We start from the raw sequence: 23,718 nt of genomic DNA on the forward strand, positions 1-23,718 counted from the left end.
CATCACTCACGGCAACGAGGGTAGGCCCGCGCACTGACACAGCAGTGACCCGTAGCCTGTCGGGCGTGCAGCCCCACACCCGCGGACTGGTGATCGGCCGAGTGGCCGGTGCCCCGGTCGTCCTGACTCCGAGCAGCGCGCTGATGGCCGTGATCATCGCCCTGCTCTTCGCTCCGACCTTCGGTGACCAGCTGGGGGTGAGCACGGGGGCGGGTTACGGCGTGGCGGCGGCCTTCGCGGTGGTGCTGCTGCTGTCGATCCTGGTGCACGAGCTGGCTCACGGGCTGGTGGCCCGGGCCAACGGTCTGCGGGTGCGGGAGTTCGCACTCACCCTGCTCGGCGGGCACACCCAGATGACGACCGCGCCGGGTCGGCCCGGGGTGTCCGCGCTGATCGCCGCAGCGGGTCCGGTGGCCAATCTGGTGCTGGCCGCCGTGCTCGGGCTGGGCGCGGCGCTGGTCCACGGTGGCGGTGCCGCCTACGCGGTGCTCTTCACCGCGGCCTCGGCCAATGCGTTCGTCGGTGTGCTCAACCTCGCGCCGGGGCTGCCGCTGGACGGTGGCAAGGTGCTGGAGTCCGTGGTCTGGGCGATCACCCGCAATCCGCGCACCGGCACCGTGGCGGCGGCGTGGGCCGGACGGGTGGTGGCGGTGGTCTTCGTCGCCGTCGTGCTGTTCTGGCAGGCGCGTAGCCCGTGGGGCATCGACCTGTTCCAGGTGGCCTGGTCCGCGGTGGTCGGTGCGTTCCTGTGGTCGGGTGCCGGGCAGGCGCTGCGCGAATCGCGCACCGAGCGAGTGGTGGAGGCCCTGACCGTCACCGGTGTGGGCACTCCCGCGGTTGCCGTGGCGGCCAGCGCGACCCTGGCGGAGGCCGACGCCGCACGCAGTATCTCCGGGGCGGATGCGGTGGTGCTGCTCAGCCCGGACGGTCGGCCCGCCGCCTATGTCGATCCGGCTGCCGCCGATGCGGTGCCCGGTGCGGACCGGGTGCGGGTGCCGGTGACCGCGGTCGCCGTGGGCCTGCCCGCCGGCGCGGTGGTCGACGCGGATCTGACCGGTTCGGCCCTGCTGTCCGCGCTGGCCGCAGTGAGCCGGTTCGCTCCGGTGATTGTCGGGGTCCGAGACGGCCGGGTGGTGGCCCTGCTGCGCGCCGCGGACGTGGCGGCCCGGCTGCGCTCCTAGACTTGCCGCCCGTGACCCACGACAACGCGACCACCGACCCCACCGGCGCCCACCTGCGCCGCGGACCGTTCCGGGTCGGTGAGCGGGTGCAGCTGACCGACCCCAAGGGCCGCCTGCACACCATCACGCTGCACCCGGACGCCACCTTCCACACCCACAAGGGCTACTTCCGGCACGCCGACCTGATCGGCTCCCCGGAGGGCAGCGTGATCGCGAACACCGGCGGCGTCGAGTACTTGGCCATGCGCCCCCTGCTGTCGGACTACGTGCTGTCGATGCCGCGCGGTGCCGCAGTGGTGTACCCCAAGGACGCCGGGCAGATCGTGGCGATGGCCGACATCTTCCCGGGTGCGCGAGTGGTGGAGGCCGGTGTCGGTTCCGGCGCGCTGACCATGTCCCTGCTGCGGGCGGTGGGCGACGGTGGCGTGCTGCACTCCATCGAACGGCGCGAGGACTTCGCGGCCATCGCCCGGGGCAATGTCGAGGCGTTCTTCGGCGGGGAGCACCCGGCGTGGCGGCTGAGCGTCGGTGACCTCTCCGACGTGCTGCCGGTGGCCGAGGAGCCCGGCACGGTGGACCGGATCGTGTTGGACATGCTGGCCCCCTGGGAGAACCTGGACGCGGTGGCCGACGCTCTGACCCCGGGCGGCGTGTTCATCAGCTACGTCGCCACCACCACGCAGCTGTCCCGCCTGTCCGAGGACCTGCGCGCCGACGGGCGGTTCACTGAGCCGCAGGCCTGGGAGACGATGATCCGTGGCTGGCATCTGGAGGGTCTGTCCGTCCGGCCGGAACACCGGATGATCGGGCACACCGGGTTCCTGATCTCCACCCGACGACTGGCCGATGGCGTGATCCCCCCGGACCGCAAGCGGCGCCCCGCGCCGGGCAATGTGCTCACCGACGAGTCCGGCGACCGGATCGTGGACGAGAGCACCCGCTCGCACCTGGACCTGCCGGACGAGGCCTGGACTCCGGAGGCGATGGGGGAGCGGCCAATCTCGGAGAAGAAGCTGCGCCGAGTGCGCCGCGAGGTCGGGCAGGCACCCGAGGACCAGTGACGCACCGGTCCGCCCACTGACCGCATCGCGCGCGATGTCCGCGGGCGTGGTTAGCCTGCCGATATGGCACCCGCCGCACGCCGCAGCCAGGAGGGCCCGCGATGACGGAACCGACGCTGATGGAGCTCCAGCGTGAGTTGACGCTGCTCCAGGCCAAGAACCAACGACTCTCCGACGCGCTGGTCGCCGCCCGCGATCAGATCATCGAGCTCAAGCGGCAGATCGATGACTTGGCCAAGCCACCGGGCACCTTCGCGGTCTTCCTGTCTCCGCGTAGCGACGGCACGGTCGAGGTGATCTCCGCCGGGCGCAAGATGCACGTGGGGGTCAGCCCCAGCGTGAATGTGCGGGCGCTGCGTCCGGGCCAGGAGGTCCGGATGAACGAGGCGATGACCGTTGTCGAGGCTGGCGGCTATGAGCGGGTCGGTGAGCTGGTCACGGTCAAAGAGCTGATCGGCCCCGACCGCGCACTGGTGGTCGGTCGCGGTGACGACGAGCGGGTGGTCCGGTTGGCCGGGCCGTTGCTCGGTGGCACGGTCCGGGTCGGCGATGCGCTGACCATCGAGCCCCGGTCCGGGTTCGTCTTCGAGCGGGTGCCTCGCTCGGAGGTCGAGGACTTGGTGCTGGAAGAGGTGCCGGACATCGACTACACCGACATCGGTGGTCTGGGTCCGCAGATCGAGCAGATCCGCGACGCGGTGGAGTTGCCGTTCCTGCACCCGGAGTTGTTCCGCGAGCACGGACTCAAGCCGCCGAAGGGTGTCCTGCTCTACGGCCCACCCGGCTGCGGCAAGACGCTGATCGCCAAGGCGGTGGCGCACTCGCTGGCCGCGACCGCCGCGGCCGCCCGGGGCGACGACCCGATCGGGGTCACCAGCTTCTTTCTCAACGTCAAGGGCCCAGAGCTGCTGAACAAGTACGTCGGGGAGACCGAGCGACACATCCGGCTGATCTTCGCCCGCGCCCGGGAGAAGGCCTCCCAGGGTCACCCGGTGGTGGTGTTCTTCGATGAGATGGAGTCGCTGTTCCGCACCCGCGGCACCGGCGTCTCCTCGGACACCGAGACCACCATCGTTCCCCAGCTGCTGGCCGAGATCGACGGCGTGGAGCGGTTGGAGAACGTGATCGTCATCGGTGCCTCGAACCGGGAGGACATGATCGATCCGGCGATTCTGCGTCCGGGCCGGTTGGACGTGAAGATCAAGATCGAACGCCCCGACATCGAGGGTGCCCGGGAGATCTTCGGCAAGTACCTCACCCCGGAGCTGCCGATCCACCCCGACGACCTGGCCGAACACGGTGGCTCCGCCGCCGAGGCCGTGGACGCGATGATCCACCGCACCGTCGAGCGGATGTACTCCGAGGAGGACGTGAACCGGTTCCTGGAGGTCACCTACGCCAGCGGCGACAAGGAGATCCTGTTCTTCAAGGACTTCACCTCCGGCGCGATGATCCAGAACGTCGTCGACCGGGCCAAGAAGTCGGCGATCAAGGACTTCCTGGCCACCGGTCAGCGCGGCCTGCGGGTGGACCACCTGCTGACCGCCTGCGTGGACGAGTTCACCGAGAACGAGGACCTGCCCAACACCACCAACCCGGACGACTGGGCGCGCATCTCCGGCAAGAAGGGCGAGCGGATCGTCTTCATCCGGACCATCGTGCAGGACAAGAAGGGCAGTGACGTGCCGCGCCGGATCGAGACGGTGCAGAGCACGGGCCAGTACCTCTGATCGCAGGTGGTCATACCAGCCAGGGGGACACGAGGACGGCCTACCCTGAAGCCGTGACTGTGCGGCGGGTAATGGGAATCGAGACCGAGTACGGCGTTCTGCAACCGGGGAAGGCGCAGGCCAACCCGATGCTGCTGTCGTCGCACGTCGTGGCGGTGCACGCTCCGGCCAAGACCGCCGGTCGTACCAAGGCACGGTGGGACTACGACGACGAGGACCCGTTGCAGGACGCCCGCGGGTTCCACCTGCAGCGCGCCGCCGCGCACCCCTCGCAGCTCACCGACGACCCCTCGCGTCCCGCGCCCTCCGGCGACAGCGACCCGGACTCCGGTGCTGCCACCGGCCCCTCCGCCCCGCAGGCCAAGCCGCGCCCGGACTACGAGGAGTACGAGGACCCCGGCGCGGTGAACGTCATCCTGACCAACGGTGCCCGGCTGTATGTGGACCACGCGCACCCGGAGTACTCCTCGCCGGAGGTCACTACCCCACGGGACCTCGTGCGCTGGGATGTGGCGGGGGAGCGGGTCATGCTCGACTCGGTTCGGGCGCTGGCCAGCGTGCAGGCGCTGCCGGATGTGGCGCTGTACAAGAACAACGTCGACGGCAAGGGTGCCACCTACGGGACCCATGAGAACTACCTGGTCGACCGCGAGGTGCCCTTCGGTGACCTGGCCGGATGGATCACCCCGTTCCTGGTCACCCGCCAGGTGTTCACCGGATCGGGCCGGGTCGGGCTCGGTCAGCGCGGCGAGCGCCCGGGCTATCAGCTGTCCCAGCGCGCCGACTACGTCGAGGCGGAGATCGGGCTGGAGACCACGCTGCGCCGCCCGATCGTCAACACCCGGGACGAGCCGCATGCGGACCCGACACTGTGGCGGCGGCTGCATGTGATCGTCGGCGACGCGAACCTGTTCGAGGTGGCGACCTTCCTCAAGACCGGCAGCACGTCGTTGGTGCTGTGGCTGATCGAGCAGATCGCCACCGGGTCTGGGGCCGCTCACCTAGGCCCGGTGCTCGACTCGCTGACCCTGGCCGACCCGGTCCACGCCTTCGGCCGGGTCAGCCACGACCTGTCGCTGACCGAAGAGCTGGACTTGGCGGACGGTCGGACGATGACCGCCCTGGCCATCCAGCACGTCTACCTGGACGCCATCCGCGGCCTGATCCCGGACCCCGACCCGGAGACCGCCGAGGTGCTGGACCGGTGGGCGTCGATCCTGGACCGGCTGGCCACCGACCCGTCCAGCTGTGCCCGCGAGGTCGAATGGGTCGGCAAGCTGCGCCTGCTGGAGGGGATGCGCCGCCGCGAGCAGCTGCCCTGGGACCACCCCAAGCTGCACGCCGTCGACCTGCAGTGGTCCGACGTGCGGCCGGAGCGCGGGCTCTACCACCGGCTGGCCGCTGCGGGTGCGGTGGAGCGACTGACCACCGACCAGCAGGTCGAGCAGGCAGTCCAGCACCCGCCGGTGGACACCCGGGCGTACTTCCGGGGCGAGGTCATGGCGCGCTACGGCGCGCAGGTCACTGCTGCCAGCTGGGACTCGGTGGTGTTCGACGTACCCGGCGCGCCCACCCTGCAACGGGTGCCGATGCGCGATCCGTTGCGCGGCACCTGGGAGCATGTCGGACCACTGTTGGACGCCAGCCCCGACGCGGCGACCCTGCTGACCAAGCTCGGGAACTGAGCCGTCCACCGATCACCCGGCCCTCCGGTCGTCCCCAGGGCGACGTGCCCACCGCGAGCCGAGCGGCACCAGGGCCTAGGGTGGTCAGCAGCAGGAGCACGCAGCGGCCGAGGGAGAAGAACATGGCTGGTCAGGAGCACGCACAGGGCACTCGCCGCGAGGACGACGGTGTCGGACCGGAGGACTCCGGGGTCGAGGCGGCCCAGGCCAGCGCTCAGCAGCGCGACGCCGACGTCGATGCACTCTTGGATGACATCGAGGACGTGCTGGAGTCCAATGCGGAGCAGTTCGTGCGGGGCTTCGTCCAGAAGGGCGGTCAGTGACCGCCGATGACTGCCGCTGACATCCCGGGCCGGCTGCCCGCCGCGTTCACCACCCCGGGCTCCTCGTCGTTCACCGAGTTCCTGGCCGGGTACGCCCCGGAGCTGCTGCCCGGTCGACGCGCCCCGCTGCCTGTCGGTGAGGTGCCCGCCGCGCCGCATGGCACCACCATCGTCGCGCTGTCCTTCGACGGGGGCGTGGTGATGGCCGGTGACCGCCGCGCCACGATGGGCTCACAGATCGCCTCGCGGGAGATCGAGAAGGTCTTCCCGGCCGATGAGTTCTCCGCGGTGGGCATCGCGGGCACCGCCGGACTGGCGGTGGAGCTGGTCCGGCTGTTCCAGCTGGAGCTGGAGCACTACGAGAAGATCGAGGGATCGCTGCTGTCCCTGGACGGCAAAGCCAACCGGCTGTCCACCATGATCCGCGGCAACCTCGGTCTGGCCATGCAGGGTCTGGCGGTGATCCCACTGTTCGCGGGCTTCGACACCGACCGTGGCACCGGCCGGATCTTCAGCTACGACGTCACCGGTGGCCGCTACGAGGAGCACCAGCACCACTCGGTGGGCTCCGGTTCGGTCTTCGCCCGGGGGTCGCTCAAGAAGCTCTGGCGTCCCGGCCTGCACGCCGCCGCGGCGGTGCGGGTGGCGGTGGAGGCCCTGGTCGACGCGGCGGACGACGACTCTGCCACCGGTGGGCCGGACGAGTCCCGCGCGATCTGGCCGGTGGTGGCCACGGTCACCGCCGCCGGTTACCTGCGGGTGCCGCAGGAGGATCTGACCGCGACCGTCACCGAGGTGCTGGCTGCCCGCCGGGTCCAGCACCGGGAGAACGGAGCCCACCGGTCATGAGCATGCCGTTCTACGTCTCGCCCGAGCAGTTGATGAAGGACCGGGCCGACTACGCGCGCAAGGGCATCGCCCGGGGCCGCTCCGTGGTCGTCCTGGCCTACGACGACGGCATCGCCTTCGCCACCGAGAACCCCTCCCGCGCGCTGCACAAGGTCTCCGAGATCTACGACCGGATCGCCTTCGCCGCGGTGGGCAAGTACAACGAGTTCGAGAACCTGCGAGTGGCCGGGGTGCGCTACGCCGACCTGCGCGGCTACTCCTACGACCGCCGCGACGTCACCGCCCGCGGCCTGGCCAACGCCTACGCCCAGACCCTCGGCACCGTCTTCACCACCGAGTCCAAGCCGCTGGAGGTGGAGCTGGTGGTGGCCGAGGTCGGCGATACCCCGGATAGCGACCAGATCTACCGGCTGTCCTATGACGGCTCGGTGACCGACGAGCAGGGATTCGTCGTGATGGGCGGTCAGTCCGAGCGGCTGCGGGAGGAGATCGCCGGCAGCTGGACCCCGGGGATGCCGCTGGCTGCGGTGTTGGACCTGGCCGTCCGGGTGCTGGGTGCCCCGCCGGAGGGTGCTGACGAGGACGACCGCCGCGTGATCCCGGCCGCGCAGTTGGAGGTGGCCGTGCTGGACCGCACCCGCCCGAGGCGTGCCTTCCGGCGACTGACCGGACCGGTGCTGACCGAACTGCTCGGAGGCCAGTGATGGAACGCCGGATCTTCGGCCTGGAGACCGAGTACGGCGTGACCTGCGCCGCCGACGAGGGCCGGGGCCTGTCCGCCGACGAGGTCGCGCGCTACCTGTTCCGCAAGGTGGTCGCCTGGGGTCGGTCCTCCAACGTCTTCCTGCGCAACGGTTCTCGGCTGTACCTGGATGTCGGTTCGCACCCGGAGTACGCCACCGCCGAATGCGACGACTGGCGGCAGCTGGTCACCCACGACCGGGCCGGGGAACGCATCCTCGAAGGGTTGATCGCGGACGCCCAGCAACGTCTGGAACACGAGGGCCTGCCCGGGCGGATCCACCTGTTCAAGAACAACACCGACTCGGCCGGTAACTCCTACGGCTGCCATGAGAACTACCTGGTGCGTCGGCAGGGCGACTTCGCGCGGACCTCCGATGTGCTGGTGCCGTTCCTGATCACCCGGCAAATCCTCACCGGCGCGGGCAAGGTGCTGACCACCCCGCGCGGCGCGACCTTCTGCTTCAGTCAGCGCGCCGACCACATCTGGGAGTCGGTGTCCTCGGCCACCACCCGCTCGCGTCCGATCATCAACACTCGGGATGAGCCGCATGCCGACGCCGAGCACTTCCGCCGCCTGCATGTGATCGTCGGTGACTCCTCGATGTCCGAGACCACCACCATGCTCAAGGTCGGTGCCACGGATCTGGTGCTGCGCCTGATCGAGGCCGGGCTGCCGATGCGCGACCTCACCCTGGAGAACCCGATCCGGGCGATCCGGGAGATCAGCCACGATCTGACCGGTATGCAGCCGATCACGCTCGCGAACGGTCGCACGGTCACCGCCATCGACCTGCAGGAGGAGTACCTGACCCGGGTCACGGACTTCCTGGCTGCGGAGGGCGGGTCCACACCGGAGATCGAGCGGGTGCTCGACCTGTGGGCGCGTGGACTGCGGGCACTGCGCACCGGGGACCTGTCCCTGGTCGACCGCGAGCTGGACTGGGTGATCAAGTACCGGCTGATCGAGCGGTACCGCGCCAAGCACGACCTGGACCTGGCCGATGTCCGGATCCAGCGGATGGATCTGGCCTATCACGACATCTCCCGGACCGAGGGCCTGTACAACCTGCTCGCCCAGCGCGGGCTGGTCGACCGGATCACCACCGACGTCGAGGTCTTCGAGGCGATGTCCACCCCGCCGCAGACCACCCGGGCCAAGCTGCGCGGCGAGTTCGTGCAGGCCGCCCAGGAGGCGCATCGGGACTACACCGTCGACTGGGTGCACCTGAAGCTGAACGACCAGGCCCAGCGCACCGTGCTTTGCAAGGACCCGTTCCGCAGCGTCGACGAGCGGGTGGAACGGCTGATCGAGTCGATGTAGCCACCTCGCCCTCACCAGGCCCACACCTGTGGCCAGTAGGGTGACTGCTCGTGTCAGCTGGAACGGAAAGGACCCACGTGCGTCGGATCGTGGCCCTGTGCGCCGCCGCGGTGTTGTTGCTCACCGCCTGCGGCGACGACACACCCCAGGACCCCGAGGTGGTGGTGACCGGTGAGGTGGGCACCACCCCCACCGTCACCTACCGGACCCCGCTGGAGGTCGCCGAGACCACCCGGGAGACGGTCTGGGAGGGCACGGGGCCGGATCTGGTCGACGGGCGTCCGGTGCTGCTGGACTTCTGGTTGGAGAACGCCGACGACGCCAGCCTGGTCAAGGAGTCGTACACCACCAGCCCCACGCCGCGGATGCTGACTGAGGAGGATCTGGGCCGGGATCTCTACGCCACGCTCAGCGGACAGAAGGTGGGTGCGCGCCTGGTGCAAATGGCCCCGGCCTCCAGCGCCGCGGCCTCCTCGTACCCCACCGTCACCGTGCTGGACGTCCTGCCCACCCGAGCCACCGGTGAAGCCGTCGCCCCGCGCGAGGGCATGCCCACCGTCACTCTCGGTGAGGACGGCGCACCCTCCATCACTGCCACCGGTGGCGAGCCGCCGACCGACCTGACCGTGCAGCCGCTGATTCGCGGCACCGGTCGCCAGGTCGCGGCCAACGACGTCATCACCGTGCAGTACTCCGGGTTCGTCTGGGCCGACGGGCGGGAGATTGACTCCACTTGGACCTCCGGCAGCCCGCAGACCTTCACCCTCTCCGATGTGCCGGCCTGGTCCGAGGCCCTGTTGGAACAGTCGGTGGGGTCGCAGGTGATGGTGGTTGTGCCGCCGTCCTACGCGCTGGGAGTCACCCAGTCCGAGGAGTTCGCCGGACAGACCGTGGTCTTTGTCATCGACCTGCTGGCTACTCGGACCCCGGCACCCGATTCCACCGAAGGGCAGTGACATGTCGGTCGCACTCCGAGTGATCCCGTGCCTCGATGTGGACGCCGGTCGGGTGGTCAAGGGCGTCAACTTCGAGAATCTCCGCGATGCCGGTGACCCGGTGGAGTTGGCGGCGACCTACGACGCGAACGGCGCGGATGAGGTCACCTTCCTCGACGTGTCCGCATCGTCCTCGGACCGGGAGACCACCTACGACGTGGTGCGACGCACCGCAGAGCAGGTCTTCGTGCCGCTGACCGTCGGCGGCGGGGTGCGCTCCGCGGACGATGTGGACCGTCTGCTGCGGGCGGGCGCGGACAAGGTGGGGGTGAACACCGCCGCCATTGCCCGCCCGGAGCTGATCGGAGAGATCGCCCAGCGCTTCGGCTCCCAGGTGCTGGTGCTTTCGGTCGACGCCCGCCGGGTGCGCGCGGGTGAGGCCCGCACTGATTCGGGCTACGAGGTCACCACCCACGGCGGTCGTCGCGGCACCGGCATCGATGCTGTCGAGTGGGCCATGCGTGCCGCGGAGCTGGGCGCGGGGGAGATCCTGCTGAACTCGATGGACGCCGACGGCACCACCGACGGCTTCGACCTGGAAATGCTCCGGGCGGTCCGCCGCGAGGTGCGCATCCCGCTGATCGCCTCCGGTGGCGCCGGAACCGTCGAGCACTTCGCTCAGGCAGCGCAGGCGGGCGCGGACGCGGTGCTGGCCGCCAGCGTCTTCCACTTCCAGACCCTGAGCATCGCCGAGGTGAAAGACCACCTGCGGTCCCGGGGGTTCGCGGTCCGCTGATGCGCCCGGTGCCACGGGCAGGGCACGATGGGCGGATGCAGCGCATCGGACTGACCGGGGGCATCGCGGCAGGCAAGTCCGTCGCCGCGGCCCGCTTCGCCGAGCTCGGGGCGGTGGTGATCGACTACGACCTGCTCTCTCGTGACGCCGTGGCACCCGGCTCGGTCGGGCTGGACCAGGTGGTGGCGGCCTTCGGTCCCTCGGTGCTCGATCCGGACGGAGCGCTCGACCGTCCGGCGCTCGGCCGGACCGTCTTCGGCGATGAAGCCGCTCGCACCAGGCTGAACCACATCGTGCACCCGATCGTGCACCGCCTGGCCGCCGAGCGGGAGGCGTCCGCCGCCACTGCGGACCCCGATGCCGTCGTGGTGCACGACATCCCCCTGCTGGCCGAATCCGGTCGGGAGGACTCCTTCCACCTGGTGGTTACCGTCCGGGCGGAGGTCGAGCTCCGGGTCCGGCGATTGGTCGAGGGCCGCGGCCTGACCGAGGACGATGCGCGCGCCCGGATCGCCGCCCAGGTCACCGACGAGGTTCGGGCTGCCGCCGCCGATGTGGTGTTGGACGGCAATGGCACCGCCCAGGGTCTGCGCGAACAGGTCGACCACCTCTGGGCGCGGATCGCCGCCGAGCGGGCGCAGGAGCGGTCATGACCGTCCTGCTGACCGGGTTCGAGCCCTTCGACGGCCAGCCGGTGAACGCCTCGTGGGCCGCGGTCACCGAGGTCGGCCGCTGTTGGTCCGGTCCGGAGGCGCTGGTCACCGCGCAGCTCCCGGTGTCCTTCACCCGGGCCCCGGAGCGACTGCGCGCGCTGATCGTCGAGCACCGTCCGACGCTGGTGGTCGCGGTGGGTGAGGCCGGTGGCCGGGGCCGGGTGTCGATCGAGCGGGTCGGGATCAACGTGCAGGACGCCCGCATCCCGGATGAGGACGGTGCCCAACCGGTGGATGTCCCGGTGCTTCCCGGTGCCCCGACCGCGTACTTCAGCAGCCTGCCCATCAAGGCCGCCCTCCTCGCGGTCCAGGACGTCGGGGTGCCGGTGGAGGTGTCCAATACCGCAGGCACCTACGTCTGCAACACCATCGCCTTCGCCCTCGCGCATGAATTGGCCACCACCGGGGCACGGGGCGGGTTCGTTCACGTCCCCCGTCTGCCGGAGCAGATGCCCACCGGACAACCGTCGCTGTCGGCGGAGCTCTCCGGGCGTGCGCTGACCGCGGTGATCGAATCGGCGCTGGCCCATCCGGTGGACGTGCCGATGGCGGCGGGTGCCGAGCATTGATGAGGATTCGCTGAGATCGTCTTCTGCTGGGCCCGCGCACATGGCACGGTGGGGCGATGTCCCTCCCGACCCCGCCCGCGCGTGTTCTGGTGGTCGAGGACGAGCCAGCGTTGGCGGAGGCGGTTGCCGCGTACCTGTCCCGTGGGGGTCACCAGGTACGGATCGTGGGCGCGGGCGACGAGGCGCTGGAGGTCGCGCGGGCGTGGGACCCGGCGGTGCTGGTGCTCGACCTGGGTCTCCCGGAGGTCGACGGTGTGGAGGTCTGTCGTCGACTGCGGGACTTCTCGACCGCCTACGTGATCATGGTGACCGCCCGGGCCGAGGAATCCGATGTGCTGACCGGGCTGGCAGCGGGTGCCGACGACTACGTCACCAAACCGTTCCGGCCGCGGGAGTTGGTGGCCCGGGTGGACACGGTGTTGCGTCGCGCCCGGACTCCGGGAACGCTCCCGCCGACCCCGGTGCGGCGCGGTGATCTGACCGTCGACACCGGGACACGGGAGGTGACGTTGCGCGGCGAGCCGGTGTCGGTGACCCCGACCGAGTTCGAGCTGCTCACCGTGTTGCTGGCCCGCCCGCATGAGGCGTTGACTCGGGCGGAGTTGATCGAGGGGATGCGGGGCGGTCCCTGGTTCGGGGACCCCCATCTGGTTGACCAGCATGTGCTGCATCTGCGCCGCAAGCTCGGTGGTCCCGTCGAGCGGGAGCGGTACATCCGGACCGTGCGCGGGGTGGGTTATCGGTGGGGGGACGGATGACCGGTCGACGGTGGGGGATCGCCCCCCGGCTGCTGGTGCTGTTGTCGGTGGTGGCTGCGGTCACGGTGCTGGCGGTCGGACTGACTGCAGCGCTGATCGGGCCGGATATCGTGCACGCGGCCCTGCGCGGGCACGGGCAGGAAAGTGCCGGTCCGGACGATGCGGTGGTGCACGCCGAGGCCGCTCTCCTCACCGCGGCGAGCCGGACCATGATGGTGGCGCTGGCGGCGGGGCTCCTGGTCGCGGCGGTGCTGAGCGTGCTGGTGGCGAGGAGGCTGTCGCGGTCGCTGCGACCAGTCGTCGCCGCCACTCACCGGATCGCGCAGGGTGCCTACGACCAACCGGTCCCCGTCCCGCATCTGGGCGTGGAGGTCGACGACCTGGCGTCGGCGGTCGGCGATCTGGCCGGTCGGTTGGACCGGGTCGAGTCCACCCGGCGTCGCCTGCTGGCCGACGTCGCCCACGAGCTGCGGACGCCGCTGACCACGTTGAGCGTGTACATCGACTCGTTGCAGGACGGGGTTCGGCAGCCGGATGCGGCGACATTCGGGGTGCTGCGCGAGCAGGTGTCCCGGTTGTCGCGGCTCGCTGAGGACATGGCGGCGGTGTCTGCGGCGGAGGAGGGACGGCCGACATTGCGCCCTGCGGTGACCGGGACTCTGGCGCTGGCCCGGTCGGCGGTGGCGGTGGCCGGACCGGCGTTCGCGGCTAAACAGGTGACACTGCGCGTCGATGCGGTCGGTGGCGACGTCGCGCTGCTGGTGGACCCGGACCGGATCGGGCAGGTGCTGACCAACCTGCTCGGGAACGCCCTACGGCACACCAGCCCCGGCGGGACGGTGGAGCTGCGGCTGCGCTCCGACCGGCAGGAGCTGTCGCTGGCCGTGGTCGATACCGGGCAGGGGATCGCGGCAGAGCATCTGCCGCATGTGCTGGATCGGTTCTATCGGGTCGACCCTGGCCGGTCCGGCGGCGGGAGCGGTATCGGGCTGACCGTGGCCAAGGCACTGGTCGAGGCCCATGGCGGCACGCTCGAGCTGGCCAGCCCCGGAGTAGGGCAGGGGACCACGGCGACCGTGCGACTGCCGGTCTCGCTCCGGGTTCGATGAGGGTCTGATGAGCATTCGCTCTGAGCGTGCCTGAACCCCTCTGCGACGACCTAGCGTCGGTGTGGTGACTCCCCTCACCCCAGCCACCACCGGCACGCGCCGCCCCCGTCGTGTGCCGGTGGTGTGTCTGGTCCTGGCCCTGGTGCTCGGCCCCTCGATGTCCGTCGCCGCCGCTGATACCGATGACCGTGCCGCCCTGGAGGAGCAAGCGCAGGCAGCCACGGAGCGCGGGGAGCAGTTGCGGTCCGAAGTTGAGGGACTGTCGACCGAGTTGGCCGGGGCGGTGCTCGACCTGGATGCCACCGCGGCTCGGCTCCCGGCCGCGCAGCAGCGGTCGGCCGCCGCGCGCGAGGCGGTGACCGGTGCAGAGCGTCGCCTCGCCCTGGTGCGTCAGCGGCTCACCGATGCCACCGACCAACGGGCCGCCTTGGACGCCGAGGTGACTGCCGCTGCGACCGCGCAGGAGCGACTGCGGGCGTCAGCCGCGTCGATGGCACGCCAGGCGATGCAGTCCGGTGGTGCCGCGTCCCTGGCGGCGGTGGCGGTGGCGATCGACGCCCGGGATGTCGCCGAGCTGACCGACGGTTGGCAGGCCACGGCCACCGCTCAGCGGGCCCAGGCGCAGGTGGCGGAGGAGCTCGCCGCCGGGGTCGCCGAGGCCCGGAACGCCGAGCTGCGACTGACCGCCGTTGCCGACCGAATCGCCACCCTGACCGCGCAGGCGGAGGCAGAACTGGCCAGCGCGGATCAGGCTCGGGCGGCGGCCATGACCGCCGAGAGCGCGCTGACCGCACTGATCGCCGAGCAGACCGCGGCCCGGGATCGGCTCACGGGGATGCGGTCGCAAGCGGAGGCCGAGCTGGCCCGGGCCGAGAGCGAGCGTGAGCGGCTCCGACAGGAGCTGGCCGCCCTCACCCCCGTACCGTCTGCTCCCACCTCCACCACCACCACGTCGGGCGACGTCTTCTTCGCCAATCCCACCGCGATCCAGCCGATGTACGTGACCTCGTCCTATGGCATGCGGACCCATCCGATCCTGGGCTACCAGCGGTTGCACGCCGGGATCGACCTGCGCACCGGGTGTGGCACCCCGCTGTATGCGCCCCGGGATGCGACGGTGCGCTGGGCGCAGTGGCAGGGCAGCTTCGGCAATCAGGTGATGCTGGACTACGGCACGGTGGACGGTGCGACGCTGATGAGCAGCTCCAACCACATGACCAGCGTGGCGGTGTCGGCCGGTCAGCAGGTCAGTCAGGGTGAGCTGATCGGCTACGCCGGAACCACGGGGCTGTCGACGGCCTGCCACCTGCACTTTGAGGTGTATCAGAACGGCTCGACCATCGACCCGGCACCGCTGCTCGGACGCTGACCCGCCGCGTGTCGGACCCCGGACGTAGGCTCGTCCCATGCGTCCTGTCACCGACCTCCAGCGCACCGTCGCCCCCTTCGAGGTGGTGTCCGAGTTCCAGCCGTCGGGTGACCAGCCGACCGCCATCGCCGAGCTGGCCGACCGGATCACCGCGGGGGAGAAGGATGTCGTGCTGCTCGGCGCCACCGGCACCGGCAAGTCGGCGACCACCGCGTGGCTGATCGAGAAGCTGCAGCGGCCGACCCTGGTGATGGCGCCGAATAAGACCCTGGCGGCACAGCTGGCCAACGAGTTCCGCGAGCTGCTGCCGAATAACGCGGTCGAGTACTTCGTCTCCTACTACGACTACTACCAGCCCGAGGCGTACATCGCGCAGACGGACACCTATATCGAGAAGGACTCGTCGATCAACGACGAGGTCGAGCGGCTCCGGCACTCGGCGACTTCCTCGCTGCTGACCCGGCGCGACGTGGTGGTGGTGGCCTCGGTGTCCTGCATCTACGGCCTGGGCACACCGCAGGAGTACGTCGACCGGATGATCACGCTGTCGGTGGGCGACACCCTGGACCGCGACCAGCTGCTCCGGGACTTCGTGGCGCAGCAGTACAGCCGGAACGACATGGCCTTCACCCGCGGCACCTTCCGGGTCCGCGGCGACACCGTGGAGATCATCCCGGTGTACGAGGAGCTGGCGATCCGGATCGAGTTCTTCGGCGACGAGATCGAGGCGATCCAGACCCTGCACCCGCTGACCGGTGACGTGGTCCGCAACGAGGAGCAGGTGCACGTCTTCCCGGCCACCCACTACGTCGCCGGTCCGGAACGGATGGAGCGCGCCATCGCCGGGATCGAGCACGAGCTGGAGGAGCGGCTGGCCGAGCTGGAGCGGCAGAACAAGCTGCTGGAGGCCCAGCGACTGCGGATGCGCACCACCTACGACATCGAGATGATGCGCCAGATCGGCAGCTGCTCCGGGATCGAGAACTACTCCCGGCACATCGACGGCCGCGCGCCGGGCACCGCACCGAACACCCTGCTCGACTACTTCCCCGAGGACTTCCTGCTGGTCATCGACGAGTCGCACGTGACCGTCCCGCAGATCGGCGCGATGTACGAGGGCGACATGTCCCGCAAGCGCAACCTGGTCGACTACGGCTTCCGGCTGCCCTCCGCCACCGATAACCGCCCGCTGCGCTGGGAGGAGTTCGTCGACCGGATCGGCCAGACCGTCTACCTGTCGGCCACCCCGGGCAACTACGAGCTGTCGATGTCCGACGGCGTGGTGCAGCAGATCATCCGTCCCACCGGCCTGATCGACCCCGAGGTCGTGGTCAAGCCCACCCAGGGGCAGATCGACGACCTGCTGGAGGAGATCCGCACCCGGGTGGAGAAGGACGAGCGGGTCCTGGTCACCACCCTGACCAAGAAGATGGCCGAGGACCTCACCGACTACTTCCTGGAGAAGGGCGTCCGGGTCCGTTACCTGCACTCCGAGGTCGACACCCTGCGCCGGGTGGAGCTGCTGCGCGAGCTGCGGATGGGCGAGTTTGACGTGCTGGTCGGCATCAACCTGCTGCGCGAGGGGCTGGACCTGCCCGAGGTGTCGCTGGTGGCGATCCTGGACGCCGATAAGGAGGGCTTCCTGCGCTCCGACACCTCGCTGATCCAGACCATCGGCCGTGCCGCCCGCAACGTCTCCGGTCAGGTCCACATGTACGCGGACAAGATCACGCCGGGCATGGCCAAGGCCATCGACGAGACCAACCGCCGGCGCGAGATCCAGATGGCCTACAACCGTGAGCACGGCATCGACCCGCAGCCGCTGCGCAAGAAGATCGGCGACATCACCGATCTGCTGGCCCGGGAGGACGCCGATACCGCCGAGCTGCTGGGCGGTGCCGGGCGACAGTCGTCGCGTGGCAAGGCCCCGGTGCCCGGTCTCGGCTCCAAGGCCCCCACCACCGAGCGCGCCAAGCTGGCCGGTGCGGCGGCGGGGGAGCTGGGCGACCTGATCCAGGAGCTCTCCGATCAGATGCACGCCGCCGCCGCGGAGCTGCAGTTCGAGCTAGCCGCCCGGCTGCGGGACGAGATCTCCGGTCTGAAGAAGGAACTGCGCCAGATGACCGCCGCCACCGCCTAGACCCGGGAGAGCCCCGCGATGGACGTCCAGATCGTGATCGACTGCCACCACCCGCGCGCGCTCGGCGCGTTCTGGATCACCGCGCTGGGCTACGTCGAGGAGCCTCCACCGCCGCCCTTCAGCACCTGGGACGAGGCGATGGACGCCTGGGGGATCGGCCCCGACGACGACCGCGACCCGGCCTACGCGATCGTCGACCCCGACGGGCACGGCCCCCGGGTGTTCTTCCAGAAGGTGCCGGAGGACAAGACGGTCAAGAACCGGGTGCACCTGGACGTCCGGTTCTCCGCCACGCGCGGCATCCCGTTGACTGACCGTCCGGCCAAGCTCGCCGCTGCCCGGGAGCACGCCGCCGTCCTGGTCGCCGCCGGAGCCACCGTGCTGTCCGAGGTCGACAGCGAGCAGGAGGGTGCCTGGGTGGTACTCGCCGATCCGGAGGGCAATGAGTTCTGCGTCACGTGAGGTCGTGAACCCGGGACCTATCGCCTAGGCTATCCCCGCTGTGGAGGGGAGTATCCCGTCACGGTGCTCCCGTCAGCACGGTCGCCTGCGTCGTCGACCCGGGGGCATCGGCCCGTCAGGGTAGGGAGAGACCTCCGGTACTTCGTCCACCCCTGTACCGGAGGAAACATCCATGTCAGTTGACCTGTGGGTCTGGCTGGTCACCGGCGCCGCCGTCCTCGGCCTCGTCATCTTCGACTTCTACGCGCATGTGAAAACCCCGCACGCTCCGACCTTCCGCGAATCGGCGATCTGGTCGGCGGTGTACATCGGTCTGGCCGTGGTCTTCGGCGTCGGACTGGGCATGGTGTGGGGCTGGGGCCACGGCACCGAGTACTTCACCGGGTACGTCACCGAGAAGGCTCTCTCGGTGGACAACCTCTTCATCTTCCTGATCATCATGACCAAATTCGCGGTGCCGCGGATCTACCAGCAGAAGGTGCTGCTGGTCGGTGTGGCCATCGCGCTGGTGCTGCGCACCGTCTTCATCCTGATCGGTGCCGCCGCCATCGAGCAGTGGTCCTGGGTGTTCTACCTCTTCGGCGCGTACCTGGTGTACACCGGCATCAACCTGGCCCGGGAGAAGCACGAGCCGGATGAAGTCGACCACGCCGGTGAGCGCAAGGACGGCATGACGGTGCGCCTGATCAAGCGCGCGCTGCCCACAGTGGACGAGTACCACGATGACAAGCTGACCACCCGGATCAACGGCAAGATGTTCATCACGCCGATGCTGCTGGTGATGGTCGCCATCGGCTCCACCGACGTGATCTTCGCGCTGGACTCGATCCCCGCGATCTACGGCATCACGCAGGAGCCGTACATCGTCTTCACCGCCAACGCCTTCGCCCTGTTGGGTCTGCGCCAGCTGTACTTCCTGCTCGGCGGACTGCTGGAGCGCCTGGTGTACCTGTCCCAGGGGCTTGCGGTCATCCTGGGCTTCATCGGGATCAAGCTGGTGCTGCATGCCATGCACGAGAACGAGCTGCCGTTCATCAACGGCGGACAGCACATCGAGTGGGCCCCGGAGATCTCCACCGTGACCTCGCTGCTGGTCATCCTCGGCACGCTGACCATCGCCACGGTGGCCTCGCTGATCAAGACCAGCCGGGACAAGAAGGCGGATACTCTCGAGTCGGATTCCGTCGTGACCGGCAAGGAGAGCTGACCACCCCGCATGGATGTTTCGCCCCTGGTATGGACCGTCTCGATCGGACTGGCCCTGGCCATCCTGTTCGTCGACGTGGCGGTGGTCGGTCGACGACCGCATGTGCCGAGCGCCGCAGAGTGCCTGCGCTACCTGGGGGTCTACATCGGACTCGCGCTGGTGTTTGCCGGCGTCGTCGCCCTGGTCTGGGGCACGGCGCCGGCGGGCGAGTTCGTCACCGGCTGGTTGACCGAGTACTCGCTATCGGTGGACAACCTCTTCGTGTTCCTGCTGATCATGACCAGATTCGCGGTGCCACGGCAGTTCCAGCAGACCGCGTTGCTGGTGGGCATCATCTTGGCGCTGGTGTTCCGGGGGATCTTCATCGCCCTGGGCGCTGCGGTGATCGAGCACTTCTCCTGGGTGTTCTACCTCTTCGGGATCTTCCTGGTGTGGACGGCGATCAAGGTCGCCCGCGAGGGCATGGGGGACAGTGAGGACGAGGAGTACACCCCACCGGCACTGGTGCGGATCGTGCAGCGGGTGCTGCCGACCACCGAGCGATTCGACGGCGTGCATCTGACCGCCCGGATCGACGGTCGTCGGGTGGTTACCCCGATGTTGCTGGTGCTGGTCGCCATCGGTGCCACCGACCTGCTGTTCGCCTTCGACTCGATCCCGGCGGTCTTCGGCGTCACCCAGGAGCCGTATCTGGTGCTGATGGCCAACGTCTTCGCGCTGATGGGCCTGCGCCAGCTGTACTTCTTGCTCGGCGGGCTGCTGTCCAAGCTGCGCTACTTGAACATCGGGCTGGGCTTCCTGCTCGGATTCATCGGCGTGAAGCTGGTGTTCCAGGCACTGTCCGAGAACACGCTGCCGTTCGTCAACGGGGGCGAGAACGTGTCCTGGGCACCGGAGCCGCCCGTCTGGGTGTCGCTGGTGGTGATCGTCGGCATCCTCGCGATCACCACGGTGACCAGCATCGCCGCCGCCCGCCGCGACGAACAGCGCGCGAGCGTCGGCGACTGACCGCAGCGTGGGGCGTCAGTCCGCCCACGGCCCAGTCAGCAACGCCCACTCCCGCACCTGTGTGTCGGAGATGACCCCGGCCTGAGCGAAGGGGTCGTCGGCGAGCAGACCGTCCAGCTCGGCCCGGTCGTCCGCCGCGAAGATCAGCAGAGCCCCGGGTGCGCCATCGGTGTAGGGGCCGGAGCCGCGGAGCTTGGCGCGGTCGGCGAGACCGCGCAGGTAGGCCCGGTGCGCGGGACGCACCTGGTCCTGCAGGTCGGCGCGCTGGTCGTAGGCATAGGTGACGGCGTAGAGCGACATGGCGTCACGCTACCTGGCAGGCTGAGGCACATGATCCTCACCGAGCAGCTGCTGGCCGACATCGCCGCTCGCGCCGCGGTCCACGACCGGGAGAACACCTTCCCGCATGACGACCTCGCCGATCTGCGCGCCGCCGGCTATCTCACCGCCTTCGTCCCCGCCTCACTCGGCGGCGCTGACCTGTCACTGGAGGAGGTCGCCCGCGAGCAGGCCCGCTTGGCTGGGGCGGCTCCGGCGACCGCCCTGTCGGTGAATATGCACTTGGTGGTGACCGGGATCGCCGCCCTGCTGCACCGCAGTGGTGACGACTCGCTGCGGTTCATCCTGGAGGAGGCCGCAGCGGGGGAGATCTTCGCCTTCGGCAACTCTGAGGGCGGCAACGACTTGGTGATGTTCGACTCGCGTACCCGCGCTGAGCGGCAGGACGACGGCGGGTACCGGTTCACCGGCACCAAGATCTTCACCTCGCTGTCCCCGGTCTGGACCCGACTGGCCACCTTCGGTCGCGACGACTCCGACCCCGACCATCCCGTCCTGGTGCACGCGGTGGTCGCCCGCGAGGACGGTGGTGCCACCAGCCGCGACGATTGGGACACCCTCGGCATGCGCGGCACCCAGAGCTGCACCACCGTGCTGGACGGAGCACCGTCACGGCCGGAACGCCTGGTGCGAATCCTGCCGGTCGGCCCGAGCCCGGACCCGTACATCCTGCGGCTGTTCCAGGTGTTCGAGGTGCTGCTGGCCGCCGTGTACACCGGCATCGGCCGCCGCGCACTCGACCTGGCTGTCGCCGCGGCGCACCGGCGCACCTCGGTGAAGCGTGGCGGTGCCTCCTATGCCACCGACCCGGACATTCGGTGGCGGATCGCGGATGCCGCGATCCTGCAGCAGGGCATCGAGCCACAGGTGTGGTCCCTGGCCCGGGACGTCGACCAGGGCTATGACCACGGGACGTTCTGGTTCGCGCAGGTCGTCGGCCTCAAGGTCCGCGCCACCGAGACCGCCCGCGAGGTGGTCGACCGGGCGATCCGGGTGAGCGGCGGCGGGAGCTACTTCGCTGGGAACGAGCTCGGACGGCTGTACCGGGACGTCCTGGCCGGACTGTTCCACCCCTCGGACGACGAATCCGCGCACAGCACCGTCGCCACCGCCGTGCTCGGCCCGGTCTGAGCCCCACCGGACCGGACGACAGGTCAGACGTTCGGGTCGAGCCCCTCGACCTGCGTGCACCACTCGCCGCCGTCGGTCCGGTTGCCGCAACTGTCCGCGAAGGCCTCGTAGCCGCTGCCTGGACGGGACAGCTCGTACAGGGTGTCGCAGGACTCCCAGTTCCCGGCGGCACACCCGTCGTACAGGGCGTCGAGTTCCGGGTCGTCACCCCGGTCGTTCACGCACCAGCGGGAGTCACTGCCTCGGTCGCCGCAGCTGCCCCCGAAGTCGAGGTAGGCGCTGGACCCGGGCGACTGGGCGTAGAGATCGTCGCAGGCGGTGAGGTCGCCGGCCTCGCAGTCGTCGTACAGCGCGTCCAGCGTCGGGTCATCGCCGTAGGCCAAGGGGATCGTCGCCGCGTTGTCCAGTTCATCGCAGCTCATCCCGCTGCCGACCGGATGCCGCCCGGCGCAGGTGTCAGCGAAGGCCTCGTCATCGGAGTACAGCGGCGAAGAGACGTACAGGTCGTCGCAGGAGGTCATCTCTCCAGCCGCGCACTCGGCACGGAGCGCGGCGCGCTCGGTGTTGCCGGAGGCGGTTGCCGCCAGCAGCACCCCGCCGACCAGCAGGTACAGGCCGATCTGGATGCTGCCCAGGATGATGCCCGCCAGTCCCATGCCCGAGCCCAGTCCGCGCGCCCGCCGCCGACGGGTGGCCGCGATACCGAGCGCCAACGGGACCGGGCCGAGTCCGAGAATCCCCGTCACCAGGGCCGCGATGCCCCAGCCGTCCTGGGGTGCCCGGGGCTGGGGCAGCGGATACCCCATCGGCGGCGCGGGCAGCGGGTAGGACATGGACTCTCCTCGGAACGTGGTGCTCCGCTGACTCTACGGAGTCACACGCCACGGCGGGGAACCGGCATGCCGAGCAGGTCAGATGTTGCCCTCGCACAGGAAGGCGTCGTCCAGCCGGTTACCGCACGTCGCCCGGAATTCCTCATACTCCGATTCGACCGGGGAGTCGATGTACAGGCTGTCGCATGCCGCACCGTCCCCCGCCGCGCAGGCGTCCCACAGCGCGTCCAGCTCCGGATCGTCGCCATAGCGCTGGGCGTCCGAGCTCGTGGCGTCGTCCTCGGTCGTCGAGTCCTCATCGAGCAGGTAGCAGCTGCCCGCTGCGTTGGTGGTGAGGCCTCCGCAGGTGTCGGCGAACTCCTCCTCGTCCGAGCCGATGTCCGCAGCCCAGTACAGGTCATCGCAGTCGGCCATCGAACCTGCGGCGCAACCGGAGTGCAGCGCGTCCAACTCAGCGCGTTCCTCCGCGCGGTCGTGGGAGATGGCCAGGGTGAGCACGACGGCCAGCGCGAGGTACGCGACGATCTGCAACGCGCCCAACACGATGCCGACCAGGGCCATCCATCGGCCCTGGGTGCGGTTCCGCTGCGTGCGCCGATTGCCGATGATGCCCAGCACCAGAGGGACGACGGCCATGCCGAGCACGGCGGTGACGAAGGCCGCGATGGAGACCCCGTCCCATGAGGACGCCGGGCCGGGGTAGGGGGCATAGCCGGCTCCGGGCGGGGGATAACCCGGGGTGCCGTCACCGGGCCACGCGGGTGCGGGCTGCCCCGACGCGCTGTAGCCGGGTTGGCCAGGGGTGCTGTAGCCGGGTTGGCCGGGCGCGCTGTAGCCGGGCTGGCTGAACGGGGTCGATCCAGAAACGTCGTAGCCGGGCGGTGTCTGTCCCGGTGCGCCGTACCCGGGCTGCGCTGCCGGTGGGTAGCCCGGCTGCTCAGTGCTGCCGTATCCGGGGGTGTTGCCATACCCGGACCCCGCGGAACCGCCGGGGTATCCGGGTCCGGTCCCCTCGGGCGCGGACGGACCGTAGCCGGGCGACCCGGTCGCAGCAGAGCCAGAGGGAGAACTGCTCGCGCCGGTCGGCTGTGTGCCGTCCCACCGCGACCCCTGCTCGGCGCGCGGCGCGGTGCTTGCTGCGTCGGCGTCCGGCTGCTCGTCGCCTCCGGTAGCGATGCGTTCGGTGGGGGTGCCACCGGTCTGGTCGGAGTCCGAGGTCGGCCACGGGTGCTCCGGGGCGGGCTGCGCGGGCCCGTCAGGTTGGGTGGTGCCGTCGTCGGTCGACATGGGGCTCTCCTCGGGCCGCGGCGTGCGGGAATCGCCGCAACTATGTCAGACCGCCAGAATCGGTCACCACCTCCGCGACCACCACTCGGGACGCTGCGGTCGCTCGTCGCCCAGGGTGGTGGGCAGGCCATGGCCCGGATGGACGAGCGTGGCGTCACCGGATCGAGC

Annotated in this window: 23 protein-coding genes; 20 read left to right on the forward strand and 3 right to left on the reverse strand. The window is 69.9% G+C overall.

Features of this window, described 5'->3' with window-relative positions; genetic code table 11:
- The first annotated feature begins 65 nt into the window (after nt 1-65).
- The 19 genes from AB0N78_RS00620 (at nt 66) to AB0N78_RS00710 (ending at nt 19,960) form a co-directional block, all read left to right on the forward strand.
- A complete protein-coding gene (locus tag AB0N78_RS00620; RefSeq protein ID WP_363384435.1) occupies nt 66-1,181 on the forward strand; it encodes a site-2 protease family protein in 1,116 nt (371 codons plus the stop codon).
- Between the two features lie 11 nt (nt 1,182-1,192).
- Nucleotides 1,193-2,242, forward strand: coding sequence for a tRNA (adenine-N1)-methyltransferase (locus AB0N78_RS00625; protein ID WP_363384438.1), 1,050 nt, complete (start codon nt 1,193-1,195; stop codon nt 2,240-2,242).
- A gap of 101 nt (nt 2,243-2,343) precedes the next feature.
- The gene (gene arc, locus AB0N78_RS00630) at nt 2,344-3,972 is read left to right on the forward strand and encodes a proteasome ATPase (protein WP_363384441.1); all 1,629 of its coding nucleotides are present in this window, start codon (nt 2,344-2,346) and stop codon (nt 3,970-3,972) included.
- Between the two features lie 53 nt (nt 3,973-4,025).
- Nucleotides 4,026-5,657, forward strand: coding sequence for a depupylase/deamidase Dop (dop, locus tag AB0N78_RS00635; protein ID WP_363384444.1), 1,632 nt, complete (start codon nt 4,026-4,028; stop codon nt 5,655-5,657).
- Nucleotides 5,658-5,779: 122 nt separating this feature from the next.
- Nucleotides 5,780-5,980, forward strand: a complete 201-nt coding sequence (locus AB0N78_RS00640) for a ubiquitin-like protein Pup (protein WP_363384447.1) — start codon at nt 5,780-5,782, stop codon at nt 5,978-5,980.
- A 6-nt stretch (nt 5,981-5,986) separates the two neighbouring features.
- Nucleotides 5,987-6,829 carry a proteasome subunit beta gene (gene prcB, locus AB0N78_RS00645; RefSeq protein WP_363384454.1) on the forward strand — a complete coding sequence of 281 codons (843 nt, stop codon included), beginning with the start codon at nt 5,987-5,989 and terminating at the stop codon, nt 6,827-6,829.
- Nucleotides 6,826-7,533, forward strand: a complete 708-nt coding sequence (gene prcA, locus AB0N78_RS00650; protein ID WP_363384457.1) for a proteasome subunit alpha — start codon at nt 6,826-6,828, stop codon at nt 7,531-7,533. Before prcB ends, prcA begins: the two co-directional genes overlap by 4 nt.
- The gene (gene pafA, locus AB0N78_RS00655) at nt 7,533-8,894 is read left to right on the forward strand and encodes a Pup--protein ligase (RefSeq protein ID WP_363384460.1); all 1,362 of its coding nucleotides are present in this window, start codon (nt 7,533-7,535) and stop codon (nt 8,892-8,894) included. The genes prcA and pafA overlap by 1 nt, the downstream gene beginning before the upstream one ends.
- A gap of 77 nt (nt 8,895-8,971) precedes the next feature.
- The gene (locus tag AB0N78_RS00660; protein WP_363384463.1) at nt 8,972-9,850 is read left to right on the forward strand and encodes an FKBP-type peptidyl-prolyl cis-trans isomerase; all 879 of its coding nucleotides are present in this window, start codon (nt 8,972-8,974) and stop codon (nt 9,848-9,850) included.
- A gap of 1 nt (nt 9,851) precedes the next feature.
- Nucleotides 9,852-10,625 (forward strand): imidazole glycerol phosphate synthase subunit HisF, encoded by a 774-nt coding sequence (hisF, locus tag AB0N78_RS00665; RefSeq protein WP_363384466.1) that lies wholly within the window; start codon nt 9,852-9,854, stop codon nt 10,623-10,625.
- A gap of 35 nt (nt 10,626-10,660) precedes the next feature.
- Nucleotides 10,661-11,278 (forward strand): dephospho-CoA kinase, encoded by a 618-nt coding sequence (gene coaE / locus AB0N78_RS00670; RefSeq protein WP_363384469.1) that lies wholly within the window; start codon nt 10,661-10,663, stop codon nt 11,276-11,278.
- Nucleotides 11,275-11,907: a pyroglutamyl-peptidase I gene (gene pcp / locus AB0N78_RS00675; RefSeq protein ID WP_363384471.1), complete on the forward strand. Its 633-nt coding sequence runs from the start codon at nt 11,275-11,277 to the stop codon at nt 11,905-11,907. The genes coaE and pcp overlap by 4 nt, the downstream gene beginning before the upstream one ends.
- Before the next feature lie 56 nt (nt 11,908-11,963).
- On the forward strand, nt 11,964-12,665 hold the full coding sequence (locus AB0N78_RS00680) for a response regulator transcription factor (protein WP_363384474.1): 702 nt from the start codon (nt 11,964-11,966) through the stop codon (nt 12,663-12,665).
- Nucleotides 12,662-13,774, forward strand: a complete 1,113-nt coding sequence (locus tag AB0N78_RS00685; RefSeq protein WP_363384477.1) for a HAMP domain-containing sensor histidine kinase — start codon at nt 12,662-12,664, stop codon at nt 13,772-13,774. Before AB0N78_RS00680 ends, AB0N78_RS00685 begins: the two co-directional genes overlap by 4 nt.
- 64 nt (nt 13,775-13,838) lie before the next feature.
- Nucleotides 13,839-15,143, forward strand: a complete 1,305-nt coding sequence (locus AB0N78_RS00690) for a peptidoglycan DD-metalloendopeptidase family protein (RefSeq protein WP_363384479.1) — start codon at nt 13,839-13,841, stop codon at nt 15,141-15,143.
- Between the two features lie 37 nt (nt 15,144-15,180).
- The gene (gene uvrB / locus AB0N78_RS00695; protein WP_363384482.1) at nt 15,181-17,283 is read left to right on the forward strand and encodes an excinuclease ABC subunit UvrB; all 2,103 of its coding nucleotides are present in this window, start codon (nt 15,181-15,183) and stop codon (nt 17,281-17,283) included.
- 18 nt (nt 17,284-17,301) lie between these two features.
- Nucleotides 17,302-17,745 carry a VOC family protein gene (locus AB0N78_RS00700; RefSeq protein WP_363384485.1) on the forward strand — a complete coding sequence of 148 codons (444 nt, stop codon included), beginning with the start codon at nt 17,302-17,304 and terminating at the stop codon, nt 17,743-17,745.
- Nucleotides 17,746-17,917: 172 nt separating this feature from the next.
- Entirely contained in the window at nt 17,918-18,952 is a 1,035-nt protein-coding gene (locus tag AB0N78_RS00705) for a TerC family protein (protein WP_363384487.1), read from the forward strand.
- Nucleotides 18,953-18,961: 9 nt separating this feature from the next.
- Nucleotides 18,962-19,960, forward strand: coding sequence for a TerC family protein (locus AB0N78_RS00710; protein WP_363384490.1), 999 nt, complete (start codon nt 18,962-18,964; stop codon nt 19,958-19,960).
- A gap of 15 nt (nt 19,961-19,975) precedes the next feature.
- Here the strand turns inward: AB0N78_RS00710 and AB0N78_RS00715 are convergent, their stop codons facing one another.
- Complete coding sequence (locus tag AB0N78_RS00715; RefSeq protein WP_363384492.1) at nt 19,976-20,260, reverse strand: YciI family protein; 285 nt, start codon at nt 20,258-20,260, stop codon at nt 19,976-19,978.
- A gap of 30 nt (nt 20,261-20,290) precedes the next feature.
- Here AB0N78_RS00715 and AB0N78_RS00720 point away from each other — a divergent pair, with 30 nt between their 5' ends.
- A complete protein-coding gene (locus AB0N78_RS00720) occupies nt 20,291-21,430 on the forward strand; it encodes an acyl-CoA dehydrogenase family protein (protein WP_363384494.1) in 1,140 nt (379 codons plus the stop codon).
- Between the two features lie 23 nt (nt 21,431-21,453).
- Here AB0N78_RS00720 and AB0N78_RS00725 read toward each other — a convergent pair whose 3' ends face one another.
- Both AB0N78_RS00725 and AB0N78_RS00730 read right to left on the reverse strand, forming a co-directional pair.
- Nucleotides 21,454-22,263 (reverse strand): DUF4190 domain-containing protein, encoded by an 810-nt coding sequence (locus tag AB0N78_RS00725; RefSeq protein WP_363384496.1) that lies wholly within the window; start codon nt 22,261-22,263, stop codon nt 21,454-21,456.
- A gap of 78 nt (nt 22,264-22,341) precedes the next feature.
- Nucleotides 22,342-23,550 (reverse strand): DUF4190 domain-containing protein, encoded by a 1,209-nt coding sequence (locus AB0N78_RS00730; RefSeq protein ID WP_363384499.1) that lies wholly within the window; start codon nt 23,548-23,550, stop codon nt 22,342-22,344.
- Nucleotides 23,551-23,718: the final 168 nt, after the last annotated feature.

Origin of the sequence: Cellulomonas sp. NPDC089187 (assembly GCF_040685135.1) — a bacterium.
Lineage (GTDB): Bacteria > Actinomycetota > Actinomycetes > Actinomycetales > Cellulomonadaceae > Cellulomonas.

Coding starts and splice junctions, on each gene's coding strand:
- coaE (WP_363384469.1), top strand. CDS start 10,661: ATGCAGCGCATCGGACTGACCGGGGGCATCGCGGCAGGCAAGTCCGTC.
- prcA (WP_363384457.1), top strand. CDS start 6,826: ATGAGCATGCCGTTCTACGTCTCGCCCGAGCAGTTGATGAAGGACCGG.
- AB0N78_RS00700 (WP_363384485.1), top strand. CDS start 17,302: ATGGACGTCCAGATCGTGATCGACTGCCACCACCCGCGCGCGCTCGGC.
- AB0N78_RS00730 (WP_363384499.1), bottom strand. CDS start 23,550: ATGTCGACCGACGACGGCACCACCCAACCTGACGGGCCCGCGCAGCCC.
- AB0N78_RS00640 (WP_363384447.1), top strand. CDS start 5,780: ATGGCTGGTCAGGAGCACGCACAGGGCACTCGCCGCGAGGACGACGGT.
- pafA (WP_363384460.1), top strand. CDS start 7,533: ATGGAACGCCGGATCTTCGGCCTGGAGACCGAGTACGGCGTGACCTGC.
- AB0N78_RS00725 (WP_363384496.1), bottom strand. CDS start 22,263: ATGTCCTACCCGCTGCCCGCGCCGCCGATGGGGTATCCGCTGCCCCAG.
- uvrB (WP_363384482.1), top strand. CDS start 15,181: ATGCGTCCTGTCACCGACCTCCAGCGCACCGTCGCCCCCTTCGAGGTG.
- AB0N78_RS00715 (WP_363384492.1), bottom strand. CDS start 20,260: ATGTCGCTCTACGCCGTCACCTATGCCTACGACCAGCGCGCCGACCTG.
- AB0N78_RS00680 (WP_363384474.1), top strand. CDS start 11,964: ATGTCCCTCCCGACCCCGCCCGCGCGTGTTCTGGTGGTCGAGGACGAG.
- AB0N78_RS00685 (WP_363384477.1), top strand. CDS start 12,662: ATGACCGGTCGACGGTGGGGGATCGCCCCCCGGCTGCTGGTGCTGTTG.
- arc (WP_363384441.1), top strand. CDS start 2,344: ATGACGGAACCGACGCTGATGGAGCTCCAGCGTGAGTTGACGCTGCTC.
- prcB (WP_363384454.1), top strand. CDS start 5,987: ATGACTGCCGCTGACATCCCGGGCCGGCTGCCCGCCGCGTTCACCACC.
- AB0N78_RS00720 (WP_363384494.1), top strand. CDS start 20,291: ATGATCCTCACCGAGCAGCTGCTGGCCGACATCGCCGCTCGCGCCGCG.
- AB0N78_RS00705 (WP_363384487.1), top strand. CDS start 17,918: ATGTCAGTTGACCTGTGGGTCTGGCTGGTCACCGGCGCCGCCGTCCTC.
- pcp (WP_363384471.1), top strand. CDS start 11,275: ATGACCGTCCTGCTGACCGGGTTCGAGCCCTTCGACGGCCAGCCGGTG.
- AB0N78_RS00710 (WP_363384490.1), top strand. CDS start 18,962: ATGGATGTTTCGCCCCTGGTATGGACCGTCTCGATCGGACTGGCCCTG.
- hisF (WP_363384466.1), top strand. CDS start 9,852: ATGTCGGTCGCACTCCGAGTGATCCCGTGCCTCGATGTGGACGCCGGT.